This window comes from Chryseosolibacter indicum (assembly GCF_018598585.1).
GTDB lineage: Bacteria > Bacteroidota > Bacteroidia > Cytophagales > Cyclobacteriaceae > Chryseosolibacter > Chryseosolibacter indicus.
In genome coordinates, this window is the sequence record NZ_JAHESD010000042.1 from 37,698 (window position 1) to 51,757 (window position 14,060).

The 14,060-nt window shown below is 40.6% G+C and carries 14 protein-coding genes; 7 read left to right on the forward strand and 7 right to left on the reverse strand.

Annotated features, from left to right (window positions below; genetic code table 11):
• The first annotated feature begins 122 nt into the window (after positions 1–122).
• From KK060_RS16550 to KK060_RS16560, 3 genes are all read left to right on the forward strand, one after another.
• On the forward strand, positions 123–698 hold the full coding sequence (locus KK060_RS16550) for a Crp/Fnr family transcriptional regulator (protein WP_254154883.1): 576 nt from the start codon (positions 123–125) through the stop codon (positions 696–698).
• Positions 699–767: 69 nt separating this feature from the next.
• Positions 768–1,232: a carboxymuconolactone decarboxylase family protein gene (locus KK060_RS16555; RefSeq protein ID WP_254154884.1), complete on the forward strand. Its 465-nt coding sequence runs from the start codon at positions 768–770 to the stop codon at positions 1,230–1,232.
• Positions 1,233–1,569: 337 nt separating this feature from the next.
• On the forward strand, positions 1,570–4,038 hold the full coding sequence (locus KK060_RS16560; RefSeq protein ID WP_254154885.1) for a glycoside hydrolase family 95 protein: 2,469 nt from the start codon (positions 1,570–1,572) through the stop codon (positions 4,036–4,038).
• Between the two features lie 172 nt (positions 4,039–4,210).
• Here KK060_RS16560 and KK060_RS16565 read toward each other — a convergent pair whose 3' ends face one another.
• Both KK060_RS16565 and KK060_RS16570 read right to left on the reverse strand, forming a co-directional pair.
• Positions 4,211–4,423, reverse strand: a complete 213-nt coding sequence (locus KK060_RS16565) for a hypothetical protein (RefSeq protein ID WP_254154886.1) — start codon at positions 4,421–4,423, stop codon at positions 4,211–4,213.
• Between the two features lie 69 nt (positions 4,424–4,492).
• On the reverse strand, positions 4,493–5,053 hold the full coding sequence (locus KK060_RS16570; RefSeq protein WP_254154887.1) for a hypothetical protein: 561 nt from the start codon (positions 5,051–5,053) through the stop codon (positions 4,493–4,495).
• A 226-nt stretch (positions 5,054–5,279) separates the two neighbouring features.
• Between KK060_RS16570 and KK060_RS16575 the strand changes: the two genes are divergently transcribed.
• Complete coding sequence (locus KK060_RS16575) at positions 5,280–6,281, forward strand: helix-turn-helix transcriptional regulator (protein WP_254154888.1); 1,002 nt, start codon at positions 5,280–5,282, stop codon at positions 6,279–6,281.
• A 399-nt stretch (positions 6,282–6,680) separates the two neighbouring features.
• On the opposite strand, the gene KK060_RS16580 is transcribed toward KK060_RS16575, so the two are convergent.
• Complete coding sequence (locus KK060_RS16580) at positions 6,681–7,241, reverse strand: hypothetical protein (RefSeq protein ID WP_254154889.1); 561 nt, start codon at positions 7,239–7,241, stop codon at positions 6,681–6,683.
• A gap of 558 nt (positions 7,242–7,799) precedes the next feature.
• Here KK060_RS16580 and KK060_RS16585 point away from each other — a divergent pair.
• Entirely contained in the window at positions 7,800–9,269 is a 1,470-nt protein-coding gene (locus KK060_RS16585; protein WP_254154890.1) for a sensor histidine kinase, read from the forward strand.
• A gap of 203 nt (positions 9,270–9,472) precedes the next feature.
• Here KK060_RS16585 and KK060_RS16590 read toward each other — a convergent pair whose 3' ends face one another.
• From KK060_RS16590 to KK060_RS16600, 3 genes are all read right to left on the reverse strand, one after another.
• Complete coding sequence (locus tag KK060_RS16590) at positions 9,473–10,327, reverse strand: SDR family oxidoreductase (RefSeq protein WP_254154891.1); 855 nt, start codon at positions 10,325–10,327, stop codon at positions 9,473–9,475.
• Between the two features lie 107 nt (positions 10,328–10,434).
• Entirely contained in the window at positions 10,435–11,028 is a 594-nt protein-coding gene (locus tag KK060_RS16595) for a Crp/Fnr family transcriptional regulator (RefSeq protein ID WP_254154892.1), read from the reverse strand.
• Between the two features lie 447 nt (positions 11,029–11,475).
• A complete protein-coding gene (locus tag KK060_RS16600; RefSeq protein ID WP_254154893.1) occupies positions 11,476–11,802 on the reverse strand; it encodes a winged helix-turn-helix transcriptional regulator in 327 nt (108 codons plus the stop codon).
• 187 nt (positions 11,803–11,989) lie between these two features.
• Between KK060_RS16600 and KK060_RS16605 the strand changes: the two genes are divergently transcribed.
• Positions 11,990–13,003, forward strand: a complete 1,014-nt coding sequence (locus KK060_RS16605; protein ID WP_254154894.1) for a saccharopine dehydrogenase NADP-binding domain-containing protein — start codon at positions 11,990–11,992, stop codon at positions 13,001–13,003.
• Between the two features lie 71 nt (positions 13,004–13,074).
• Here the strand turns inward: KK060_RS16605 and KK060_RS16610 are convergent, their stop codons facing one another.
• Positions 13,075–13,308 (reverse strand): hypothetical protein, encoded by a 234-nt coding sequence (locus tag KK060_RS16610; RefSeq protein ID WP_254154895.1) that lies wholly within the window; start codon positions 13,306–13,308, stop codon positions 13,075–13,077.
• A 234-nt stretch (positions 13,309–13,542) separates the two neighbouring features.
• Between KK060_RS16610 and KK060_RS16615 the strand changes: the two genes are divergently transcribed.
• Positions 13,543–14,060, forward strand: a 518-nt coding sequence (locus tag KK060_RS16615; RefSeq protein WP_254154896.1) for an RtcB family protein, incomplete at its 3' end; no start/stop codon positions are given.

The window sequence follows — 14,060 nt, forward strand, 5'->3', positions numbered from 1 at the left end:
TCTGTGATCATGTTCGGGTTGTTAGTTAGTTGTATGTTAGAGTAACTAAGTAAAATTCGAATGAAGTAGCTGCGTTATTCACTGGCTGTTACTTCAAAGCATTTGTAGATTGTATAAAAATTATGTCTGATATTTTTAAGAGGCACATAGCGAAGTTCGCTGAGGTGAACGACAAGGAGTTTTCAAAAATTCTGACATTCTTTCAAGTTCAAAAAGTGAAGAAGAAAGAAAATCTGTTGGTGGAAGGACATATTTGTACAACGAATTACTTTGTATTGAAGGGTTGTCTTAGAAAATTTTTTGTGAACACGAAAGGAGTCGAACAAACTACAGAATTCGCCATAGAAAACTGGTGGATTACGGATCTCGTTGCTTATGAACACAAATTGCCTTCTGAGTTTTATATCCAGGCAGTAGAAAACGCTGAAGTATTAAGTATAGAAAATTCTACCGAGGCTACATTATTATCAGAATTTCCCGTCATGGAGCGGTATTTCAGATTTATCTACCAGAGAGCTTATGCCGCTTCCCAAATGCGTATGAAATATTTGTATGATCTGTCGAAAGAAGAATTCTATCACCACCTTAATGACCACTATCCGGAATTTGTACAGCGAATCCCTCAATATCTAATTGCCTCTTACCTGGGATTCACCCCTGAATATTTAAGCGAGATTAGGGCGAAAAGACGTTCTTAAACCAGTTTAAGTATTTTTCATTTAGCGTTTTTGGACCTTTACTCCCGTAAACAACAAATTTTTACGCAAATGGAAAAAAGAGTAAATGTTTCAGAAACAGAGCCGCTTGCATACAAAGCGATGTACGCCCTGGAAGGTTATTTAAGCAAAACACAAATAACTAAAATCCATAAAGATTTAATTAAGATCCGTGCTTCCCAAATCAATGGATGTGCTTTTTGTATTGATCTTCACACAAAAGATGCGCTGAAAAATGGCGAATCTAATCAGCGCATTTTTTTGCTAAACGCATGGCGTGAAACTGATCTATTCTCCGAGGAGGAAAAAGTCATTCTGGCGATGACAGAAGAAATCACATTAATTCACAACCGTGGATTATCAGATGAAACGTATAAAAGGGCAGAACGTATGTTTGGCAAAAATTATATTGCCCAAGTGATTATGGCCATAGCAACGATCAACACGTGGAATAGAATTGCGATAAGTACGCACCTGCAACCCGAGATTGTCAATAATAAAGAATATGTCTTATAAGCATTTAGCAAAATCAAGATCTCATTTCATAGGTATTCTAATTTGATAGAGTTAGGTGAAAAGTCGGGTAGAGTTAGCTGTTAATTCTACCCGAATTTTTCATGGCGGCAGCGTATAATTGCTCTTCTAAGTCAATGACTAAAGATAGATCTGTGCAAACATCGGGTTACAATAGGATGATAGAGAATGTCATAAATCATTCCTGAAGGAAAGAAATTGGTAAGAGTCTAAAAAATAAATTGGAAACTGTGCGACGCTGCTCGTAATTTAAACTCTTTGATTTTTACATCTGACTTTGTATAGGTGCTTTTCAAAGACAAACAGCCTAAATTACGTTATGAAAATTGTTGTTCGATTGTTTTCTCTCCTGCTTACATTCATCGTATGGCACCATGCTGGCTATGGGCAGAATCATTTAAAACTTTGGTATCAACAACCTGCAAAAACATGGAATGAAGCCCTTCCTATTGGAAACGGAAGATTGGCTGCCATGGTCTTCAGCAATCCTCAAACGGAAACACTGCAGCTGAATGAAGAGACAGTATGGGCAGGTGAACCTGGTAACAACATACCTTCAACAGGCTTTGCTGAGTCTTTGCCTGAAATACAACGCTTGATTTTTGCGGATGAATATGAGCAGGCACATAAGCTCGCCATGCAAAAGATTCCTCGTAGTCCTGCAAAAGACAATAATTATGGCATGCCGTATCAGCCTGTTGGAAATGTATTGATTGACTTTCCAACACATCAGCATGTTACTGATTACCATCGTGAATTAGATATTAGTAAAGCAATTCAATCCACTACGTATACTGCAAATGGCGTAACCTATACACGTGAAGTCTTTACTTCGTTCACGGATCAGGTTGTTGTTGTGCGATTAACGGCCAGCAAAAAGCAAAGTATCACCTGCTCTATATCTGTAGAATGTCCGCACAGGGAAGTAAGCATTGAAGTGGGAAACAAAACGATTGGCTTGTCGGGAACATCCGGAAGTAAAGACAATAAAAAAGGAAAAGTTAAGTTCGTGACACAAGTGCAGCCAGTGCTTGAAGGGGGAACATTAACTTCTTCTGACACTGCCCTTCATATCAATCGGGCAACAGCCATTACGGTTTTTATTTCTATCGGCACGAATTTCAAAAGCTATAATGATCTGAGCGAAAATCCGTTGGAAAAGGCTACAAAATATCTCAATGACGCAAAACAAAAGCCTTATAAAGTGCTAAAGGATTCGCATATTGAATACTATCGTAAATTCTTTAACCGTGTTTCGTTAGATCTTGGCACCACGGCGGCAGCAAACAAGCCCACTGATGTCCGCCTCTCAGAATTCCATGCTGGAAATGATCCACATTTTGTTACACTCATTTTTCAATTTGGAAGATATCTCCTGATTTCTTCTTCACAACCGGGAACACAACCAGCAAACCTTCAGGGAAAGTGGAATGATAAGATTGCACCGCCATGGGACAGTAAATACACTGTAAACATTAATACGGAAATGAACTACTGGCCTGCGGAGGTCACCAATTTGCCGGAGATGCATCAATCACTTTTTAACATGTTGCATGAACTGGAAATAACAGGGAAGGAAAGTGCTTCCAAACTTTATAAAGCAAGAGGATGGAACCTTCATCACAACACTGATTTATGGCGGATCACCGGTCCTGTAGATGGAGCTTTTTATGGACTATGGCCCATGGGGGGAGCATGGCTTTCACAACACATTTGGCAACACTACCTGTATTCCGGTGATCTTCGCTTTCTAGAGACGCATTATTCTATTCTCAAAGGTGCAGCACTGTTTTATCATGATATTCTGGTGGAAGAACCAACTAATAAATGGTTAATGGTTGTACCTTCGATGTCGCCTGAGAACCACCATCGACCAGATATTTCTATCGCTGCAGGAACAACAATGGACAATCAACTGGTCTTTGATGTATTTTCAAATTTCATTGAAGCTTCTTCCTTATTGAATCGCGATTTTGAATTACGTGATTCAGTAAAAATAGATTGTAATCGCCTTCCTCCCATGCAGATTGGGAAACACAGCCAGCTGCAGGAGTGGTTGAAAGATTGGGATGATCCGAACGACAAACATCGCCATGTCTCTCATTTGTACGGTCTATACCCCAGCAACCAGATTTCTCCTTATCGTAACTATATTCTATTTCAGGCTGCCAGAAACTCGCTGGAATATCGCGGAGATCAATCTACGGGTTGGTCCATGGGTTGGAAGGTGAATCTGTGGGCAAGGCTTCTGGATGGTGACAGAGCCTACAAGCTTATCCGCGATCAGCTAACGCCAGCACTGGAGAATACAAACAACGCAGGCGGCACTTATCCTAATCTGCTGGATGCACATCCTCCTTTTCAGATCGATGGAAACTTCGGAGTCACTTCAGGAATTGCAGAGATGTTGGTGCAAAGTCATGATGGAGCAGTTCATCTGTTACCTGCATTGCCTGCAGCATGGAAATCAGGAAGCATTGCCGGGCTAAGAACCCGGGGAGGCTTTACCATTGACCTTTCCTGGAAGGATTCAAAAATTAAGTCGATAAGAGTGACTTCGTCTTTGGGTGGAAATTTTCGCATCAGATCTCATTCATCCCTAACGGATAAACGACTGAAGAAGTCCATCGGAGATAATGTTAATCCTTTCTTCAAAAGTCCCGAAATCAAAACTCCTCTTGTATCCGCTGCAGCTAAATTCAATTCAATAAGTTCCCTGAAAGCAATCTACGAATATGATTTCCAGACAAAACCAAATGAAACATATACCTTTGATTTCGGCAACTAATGAATCTTAATTAGCTGATCACATTGCTGGCCTTAGAAATATACGAGGCGAAAAAGATGAAGTTGATAGAAAATAAAACGTCACACCGTAACAGTGTGACGTTACAAGTCCCTCAAGGACCTAAAGATGTAAATCATCGTTTATTTATTATACCAATATGTTGTTTACGAGCTTACTCGTTTTTGTCTTCGACAGCAGTCTGGCTTACCGCCGTAATCACTGATCCGGCTACCGTAGCATAGCCTGCAATGGTGATAACAATGGCAGGGAGTGAGACCGGTGCTGTTAACAACGCACCACCTGCGGCAGCCAGCGCCATACCAACTGTTCTTAGCACTCTGAAGAACTTGGGTGTAGGAGCCTTCATCCTTTGTACTACATTCATCAATTTTCTATTTAAGTAAAACATCATTTTTCTTCTTCACAGCATGCCTTGCACGCTGCGGAGCTACATCTAGAGCACAAATTCTCTTACGAGTGTTTTTCTCAGCCTGTCTTTTGCCGTAAGCACAATTTTAGATCCGGCAACCTGAGGGTTTACAGCCTGAGCCTTATACATGAATGCATAATTAACCTCTGTTGCAGGACCAGACTCCAGCAGGGTGCCGTCGGCGCTATATATGGCTACCTCAATACCAGTTACCTTGCCTAGTAATTCAGGGATAATAGTAATGTTGTTTCCAATTTCGCCAAAGTACACACCTGTGTATATGCCGCCGATCTCAGGTTCTGAAAGGATATCCTTTAACGCTGCGGAATAAGCGCTTGGGGCTTTTTGCAGCACCGCCATCTTTTCATAATGGTCTTTTGTAGCAGGATCAGCAAGTGCACCTTTTGCACCTATCGTGGCTTCTGTAAATTTTTCACGTACAGCCAGCATTCTTACCGTGGCAGGCCGAGGACTTCGGTTACGCTGTGCATACGTGGTTTCTGAATTTACCTGACGAAAGATCAAGTCTTTGCCTAAAGTGCCACTAAATCCAGTAGTGACAGGATTGTTTACAATTTTTCCCATTGAAATCTGATTTTTAAGGTTGAACATTTAGTTAAATTTCTATCACCTGCAGGATGATGATACAAAGGTATGTTGGTACACCGCAGTCCATACGCGGTCTGTTAATGAGATTTAAAATCTTTTTAAAGTTTTTATAACTCGCTGATTCTGAGCGACAATAAATTCAAGGATTTTTTTATTTCGGCAGAAATCCCTAAAAGCCTTAATTTTGGTAAAAATGTGATCTATGCCCGCACCCATTAATCAAGCCCTTAGATTCAGAGTTATCAATGCCTGTCTTACTGACAAAAAGAAACCCTATCCTACCATTGAGGATTTTAAATCCGCACTAAAGAAAAATGATATCAGGATCAGCCAACGTGCTATAGAAGGAGATCTGGAACTCATGCGTTATGATAAGCGACTCGGTTTTTTTGCACCCATTCAATATTCCAAAAAACATAGGGGATATTATTATACAGATCCTGATTATTCAATTGAAAAGCTACCATTAACAAAAGACGAATTGCAAGCGTTTGAGCTTTTGGTAGATGCCCTTCAGCGTTTCAGAGGAGCGGAGGTTCTAGACCAGGTTCAAGGTATGTTTGATAAGCTTGACAAGGTGGTAATGCAGCAACTTAAAACGAAATCAAAACAGTCTTATCCCATTGTTGATTTTGAAAAGATGCCTTATGTGAAAGGGATAGAACACTTCGATTCGTTGTACCAGGCGATTGTAAAACAACATCCGCTGAGTATAGAATATAAAAAGTTCTCTGACGACAAGCCCACTACACATGTATTCCATCCCTATCTTTTAAAGGAGTATAAATTCCGATGGTATGTATTGGGCTATAGCGAACGTCGTAGAGGTAAACTAACACTTGCCCTTGACAGGATAGAGAAAATCTCAATTGTAAAAGGTGAGTATAAATCTAACAAAGGAGCTGACGTTGATAAATACTTTAATCACACACTGGGTATTACCTTGGCAAGCGATCGTGTTCAGGATATCAAGCTGTGGTTTTCACCATCACAAGGTAATTATATTAAAACACAACATCTTCACGCTACCCAGGAAATTATTTCCGATGGCCCATCAGGCATGATTGTAAAGTTGAGGTTGATTCCGAATTATGAATTGACACAACTACTTCTCAGTTTCGGTCCGGAGGTGAAGGTGCTGGAGCCTGCAAGCCTGAGTAAAGAAGTAAAGGAGAAGTTGAAAAAGAGCCTGCAGCTTTATTAACAGGTTAGGGAAGGAGCAGACACCTTCATCAGTGTCGTCATTACCCGCGTACGATAGAAACTATAACAAGCTGAAAGACAGCGAGGGAATTCCCTGGCCTTGCAATAGATCCTATGAATGCAGTAGCCTGAATGTTGACGTAATCTTGATTCTAACTAACGCTAAGGGGTACGTGAGCGATGGCCTCATCCCAATAATTCGGGAGGCAAGCAAAAAGAAATGCGAATGATGAAGGCGAATAATAATATCTGGTGATCTAAAAAGTAGGTACAAGTAGAGCCAGAAGGCACTAGTCCCTGCTTGCAATTTTAAAATTAAACACATCAGTCGTACTTGTTTTCTCATCGCAGAACTTAGTAAGAAAAAACGGGAACCGTTCTTTTCTATTTGTAAGTGTCATCACCCAACAAACACAACCTTCTCTGTTCTTCTTCTCAACCTATCAATACCTGTCACGGCAATGCACGTTCCACGTAGCAATACATTTTGTACGGTAGCGCTATACTTCCAATGAAGTTCGCAGGGCACTGCGAGACCATGCTCAATCAGTGTTCCGTCCAGAACGGTAATGGTCACATGAATTTCAATAAGTTTTAGAACATATTTGTCGTGGATTAAAAGCGTATCACCTATATTTCCTTTATAATTTTCTATGTCGATAGATTCAATCTCCGGCTGACGCAGGAAATCGCTGATGGCAGCACTTTTAGTAGATTTAAATCCTTGTATCAAACTGATGATTTTGTAGTCTCTTGTAAGTGCAGGTTCCGTTAACACTGTCCGGGCATGAAGGGCCGCCTGTGCAAACTGGTGCCTGTTAGCAGCCTGATCTTTGGTTGAACGCCTGGCAACTCCTTTTCTGGAAATGATGGTGTCTTTGCCGTGTCTACGCACGTACATATCCTTCCCGATGCTACCGCTTACTTCTTTAATGATGGAGTGTCCTTTAATTTTTCCCATAGTTATATTGTTTTTAACAAAAGTAAGTCCTCACACCGCAATCCATACGCGGTCTGTAAGTTGCTTCTAAAAACTTTTCAGTATTTTTGTAAGATGTTGATTCTGAGAGATGATAATTTTAAATTTTTTAGGGTGTGCTTGAAGAGCCGAAAAAAACTTGAGTTTTTCGTCTATTAATACGATCTTTGATTTCTGCCAAAGATTTCTTTTGAATTAGAATTTTTACATTGACCGGTTCAGGTCCTTCTTTATCTGCTCACCCAGATTACAAGGTAATAGGCTTCAAAATATACGATGCCAGCGCTATGCCGGCACTATGCGTGCGATATGTCTGCGAGAAACGGGCTCCTTTTACGCAGGCATACTGTACGCATACCGCACGCATTGTGCTGGCAGGATTCATTTGAAAGCTATTTGCAAAGGCAGTCTGTTACTTTAATGGAATAAGTCCCTTCTGTATTAAACGTCAATTTTGGATCAAGATGCGAATGACGACAGTTGATAGACAAATAGTAACATTAAGATTTGTAATGGCACGGCTTTTTGGAGCAAAATTTCATGGAATCATGGATAGGTGAGAAGGAGCATCAGTTGCTGCTGGATGCGATAAAGGAACATGCCATTTTTATGATGGACAAAGATGGCTACATTATTTCGTGGAATGAGGGAGCAAGAAGATTAAAAGGCTTTAATGAAGACGATGTCATTGGTGAGCACTATAGAGTCTTGTTCTTACCCGAAGATCGGGAAGGCCGCCCGGAGCATGGGATGAAAATGGCCTTAAATGAAGGAAAGTTTGAGGAGGAGTGGTGGCGCGTGAAAAAGGATGGCTCTAAATTTTGGGCTCACGTAATCCTTCAACCTATTTATGATGAAAACAAAATTCACATTGGATATGCTAAAATTACGACTGACAAAACACAGCAGCGGCGTGTAGACGAACTGAATACGTTTCTTATGAACGAAGTTGCTGGTTACGCAATATTTTTATTGGACAAAAATAGAAAAATTGCAAAGTGGAATAAGGCAGCACAAATGATCTTCGGTTACGGGGAGCGGGAAATACTTGGTAAATCAATGGCAATTTTTGATACTAGCGATAAAAATATCCACACAGTCATTGATAAATTGTTTAACAATACTAATGGAAAATTCGAATCAGAGGGGTGGAGTAAGAAGAAAGATGGGAGCCATTTCTGGGCAAGCTTTATTGTAAGCCCGCTCCATAACGGAGATGGTTTTGTAGTGCTATTAAGAGATTTAACGGAGCAGAAAGCGCATGACCAAACCTTAAAAACTAATATCGCACTGACTGCTTCGAATACTGAACTTGAGCGTTTTGCATATGTTGCAAGTCACGATCTGAAAGAGCCAATACGAAAAATCAGTACCTATTGTCATCTCCTTAAATCAGAAACCCCTCATCAGGCAACATTAATTGAGCGAATAGTTAACGCCTGCACACGGGTAAGCACGCTAATTGAGGACCTGCTGAAATTCGCAACGTTATCAGGAACCCATGTCTTTGAAAAGCAAGATCTAAATATTCTTCTCCGTAATACGCTTGACTCAATTAGTGAAGTTATCAAAGAAAAACAAGCTGTGGTGGAGTGTGATAAGTTGCCAACTGTTAGGGTAATTCCCTCCCAAATAGAGCAGCTGTTTCAAAACTTAATAACAAATGCCATTAAATTTTGTTGTGCTGCACCTAAAACCCCTCGCGTTGCGGTTCGAAATTTTATAATAGCAAGGCAGGAATTAGCAGAAGCGGACCTGAGTCGGATGTTTCCTGCAGAACGTTACCTTCGGTTGGAAGTTGAAGACAATGGCATCGGATTCAGCCAGCAATTTTCTGATAGTATATTTCAGTTATTTCATCGGCTGCATGAGAAAAATCAATTTGATGGAACGGGAGTTGGATTATCTATTTGTAAAAAAGTAGTAGAGAACCATGGTGGAATAATTAAGGCATTCTCAAAGGAAGGTGAGGGGGCTTTATTTGTTATAACACTTCCTTATGCACATTGATGGAGCCGGCCTTCTCAAGCTTAACTATGGTTTACAGCAATTCATCGTCGTGCATCCCTTGAATTCTTTAGAGGCCAGACATTAAGCTCAGTGCATCTTTCCAATTCAAATGCCTTAACTCTACTTGATGGGCTCAGTCGCAGCAGTGTCACTAAGTATAATACGGTGAGGAGGTCCAACTAAATTTGAACCTCCTATAAATTTTAACTCGTATAGGCAGTTACCCATTTCTTTTTGTTCTCTGCCCTGGCATTAATAAATTCTACATCTGTGCCATTAGCGATAGCATCCAATGGATAACGTAAAGGGCGGGTTCCATTTTTCATATTGATCAAATTCAACACGCCATCAGCGATAACTTGTGGATTCATTTTAAATTCTTCCATCTTGCCAAACAGGGCGGCGCCAATAGCATTAAACATTTCAGTGGCTATCGGGTCGTACTCTTTTGCAATTTGCGTCCTGTCTGCTGATACTCCTGGTTTGCCTGTGTTCATTTCAGTAGGATACACCCCAGGCTGGATGGTAACGTTCTCTATATTAAACTGACTTAACTCATCCTGAATAGCTTCTGTTACGGCCTCTACACTAAACTTGGATGCCAGGTACGGCCCCATAAACGGTAGGGCGTGTCCGCTGGCTCCTGATGTAAGATTAATGATCAGTCCTGATTTTGCCTTACGCATGGATGGAAGTACGGCCTGATAGGTGCGGATGACTCCATAAAAATTTACCTCAAACAATTGTTTGATTTGGTCTATCGAATACGCTTCTGTAAGACCGAAGCCCGCCAAACCAGCGTTGTTGACCAGCACATCAATATGTTCGTATTTGTTCAATGCATATTCAAATGCTACCTTAACCGAGTTATCATCGGTTACATCAATTTCTACTACGTCAACATTAGGTAGTGCAGTCAGTTCGCTGGCTATGCTTTTGTTTCTACCGCGTGATTCACGCATCCCTGCAATAACTGTATGTCCTTCCTTTGAAAGTGTAATGGTCATCAGTTTACCAAACCCTGTACTGGTTCCGGTAATGAAAATTGTTTTGCTCATCGTTTTCTATTTTGTAATTATGATTGGATGATGCAAAGATGGATCTGGCAAATGCTTTCATTCATTGACAAATGCTCGAAAAAAAACCAAACAAATATCAATGTGACTTATTTTTTGGTGCTATTCCTTCTGATACGGGTAAGCGTTTCTGGCGTTACGCCTATAAAAGAAGCAATCATATGTTGTGGAACTCTATTTGATATTCCGGGGTATTTCTCCAAGAAATGGTGGTACTTTTCTTCTGCAGACAATGCAATACTGCTGTGAATGCGGTCTTGCGAAACTATAAAGCTCCTATGCAGGATAGCATTTACAAGTTCGTTTAGTTGGGGTATACGTTTACATAAACCTTGAAAGTTCTGGTCTGTGATTAACACGACAGCGGAATCTTCGAGGGCTTCGATATAGAATCTGGAAGGGTTACCACTGCTAAGACTTGCCCGATCACCAGTCCAGTAATTTTCAGGAGAAAAATTCATGATGTGTTCATTGCTTTTTTCGTCTACTGAAAAGGTTCTCAGGAAACCATCTGCTACAAACGCGTGATATCTCCATACATCTCCTTCCTGAAGAAGGTATTGTTTTTTCCTCAGCTTCTTAACAATTGATACGGTTCTTATCTGATCAAGTTCCGCATCAGACAAGCTGATTTTCGAACTCAGGTAATGAAGGAATACGTCTACTACTTCTGTGTTGCTCATATTTTCAAATAACTGTCATGCAAAATATATAAGTACCTTTGTAAAATTAAATAGAGAATAACGAAGTTTGAAGTAATTGAATTGCCTATGATTAATAGACGATTGCGAACAGCTAGCGCTTCACTTAGCGGTAAGTGTTTCAAATAGAATTTGAGTTTTCGCTCGCTGGATGGAGTCAAATGTGATGGTTAGTAGACAGGTTGAGTTGCAGGCACAATAAGTAACAGTTGCCAAGCCTACTGGGTGCGTTTATCCGATTGATATAATTCGATCAACAATTTGTTAAAACTGACCAAGCACGTCACTATTAGCTTCATTGCGGGAAATACACTGGCGGGTTATAGAACTATGTAATAGGATTTGAAATTTTTGACTCACTATTTTTTGAAAGTGAATAATTTGATGTTGTCACTAAATGAAAAAAAGCCGACAATCTTCGGTTTCGATTCATGGCGAATGTAGGTTGTTGATTTCATGTTCTCCCCAAACACGCATCAGGTCGATGAAGGGAATTAGCAGCTTGCCAGATGGTGTTAACGAATATTCAACATGCAGGGGCTTGGTTGCTATGACATTTCTACTTATTAATCGATCTCGCTCCATTTCTTTTAAAGCCTGTGTTAGCATTTTTGTTGTGACACCTTCAATATGTCGTCTTAACTCGCCATACCGTAACGTTCCGTCTCGCAATGCCCATAGAATGCGGCCTTTATATTTCCCTCCAATTCTTTGAAAGGCAAAATCCACTGCGCAATAAAATCTCTTGTGCTGCACTTTTTTCTGATAAAACTTACTGTGAAACGGTATAACTGCCTACGCACTTTTTAGTAACTACTTGAAATACAATCAACTTTCAAATAATCTTGTGCGCATCGAATAAGGTAAAGGTAGTGCAAAAATTGCTGTGACCGATGCCACGAATAAAGTTGCTGATCGTGATTATGCTTAAAATAAATTTAACATGACTTCTCATAAAATTGCTGTTTATGGTGCGTATGGACATACTGCGGGTTTTGTTATCGATTCAATCCTTCATCGCGGATGGACTCCGGTCCTTGTTGGACGTAATCATATTAAATTAAGTGCACTGAAAAGTAAGTATCCACAGCTTGAAATACGTGTTGCTGAAATCGAGACACCGAAGTCGTTAGACAACGCTTTCAAAGACACGATATTTATCATCAATTGTGCAGGCCCTTTTCTAGACACAGCGTTTCCTTTGATAGAGTCGGCGCTGCGCCTTTCTATCCACTATATCGACCTCAGTGCAGAGCAGAAATCAGTGCTCGATGTCTTTGAATTTTTTAGCGAGAAAGCTGCGAAAGGCGATAGCATGATTCTGCCTGGTTTAGCTTTTTACGGTGGTTTGGCTGATCTGCTTGCCTCTGCAGCAGTAGCTGCTTGGGATAATGTTGATAATATTACGATTGCCATCGGGCTGAGTTTTTGGCAACCAACCCTCGGCACCCGGCTCACAGGACAGCGAAATCATTATCCGAGACTGATCTATTCAAAAGGTCGCCTCCAACCGAAGGAAGACAATTACCAGGAAATCAACTGGAACTTTCCACCTCCATTGAATGCCATGAAGATGACTTGCCTTCCGTTCTCCGAAATAATCACGATATCGAAGCACATTCGTGTAAGCGACATCTTAACGTATTTTAGCACAAATGCACTCGAAGATATCCGAAATAAGGACACGCCGCCACCTATGGCTGTTGATACACGCGGAAGATCAGCCCAGGAATTTCGCGTAGACGTAATAGCAACGCGAGGCATTGAAAAAAGAATTGCGCGGGCTGGAGGGCGAGATATTTATGCCGTTACTGCAGTGCTTGTGATCGAAGCAGTTGACCGTATCATGAAAGGAAAAACGCAGGCTAAAGGAGTGTCGAGTGCTGGTCACGTTTTTAATGCGTGCGATTTCCTGAAATCACTGTCGTCAGACGATATCGAAATTTCTTTAGATTAGATTAAAAGAGACAATTTTTAAGAATTCGAGGTTCTAGATCTGTTTGATTGATACTCAGCAGAGGAGGTTGATCAAATTGTTTTCTTTTGCTCTTTATTCTTAAATGGATTGAATATCCAAAAATTATTTTCATGCGGTCGATAGGCTAAGCCCTCTTGCTGATTGTAATAGTCGAGAATGTCAATGAAAGATTCATACTTTGCTGTATCAGCGAAAATGATATGAACACCTCTTGTAGTGTCGAATAAAGTAGTCATTTCATGAAGTAAGACCCTGGCATATTCAATTTTGACTTTATCAGTCAAGGGATTTCCAGTTAGATTAATTGAAGGAGATGGAGTACGTGGAGAAGATCCCAGACACATTAACAGCATTTCGTTGTCCGGTGACAACCAGACCGTTGATCAGCTGAAAGACATTTTGGTACCTAAGAAGTGTTCAAAGGCGCCAGAAAGACGACTTTTTTCTTTAAAATTTTTAAAGTGTGCAAAAAGATTGCGTAGTGGTTGCCGATCTTTGGTTCAACAAGCAGAAATAGCATGAATTTAACTGGAAACGATTTAAAGCAACTCGGTTTTATTGAAGGCAAAGCATTGGGTCTTGCACTTGATCTGCTAGAAAAACAATATTCAGACTTGAGTTTTGATGAGAAGCTTTCATTGCTCAAACAGATATTGAACAATCCTTCTTCTTTTATTAATGATACAATATTAGCTCCAATAGCCGCTGAGTTATTGAGGCCAGCTGATGAAACTATTGCGCTGCATGTCAACGGAAAATCTTACCAGATCTATGGAGCGGAGGCGATTGAACAAGGCGCACTTCAGCAAATGGAAACAGCGATGAAATTGCCTGTAACCGTTGCGGGTGCTCTAATGCCAGACGCCCATCAAGGATATGGACTTCCTATTGGCGGCGTATTGGCGACCAATAATGCAGTGATTCCATACGGAGTCGGTGTTGATATTGGTTGCAGAATGTGCATGACGATCTATGACATTCCAATTGACAAGCTTCAGGAGAAAAGAGAAGACTTTAAAAAGCTTCTTGTCAATAA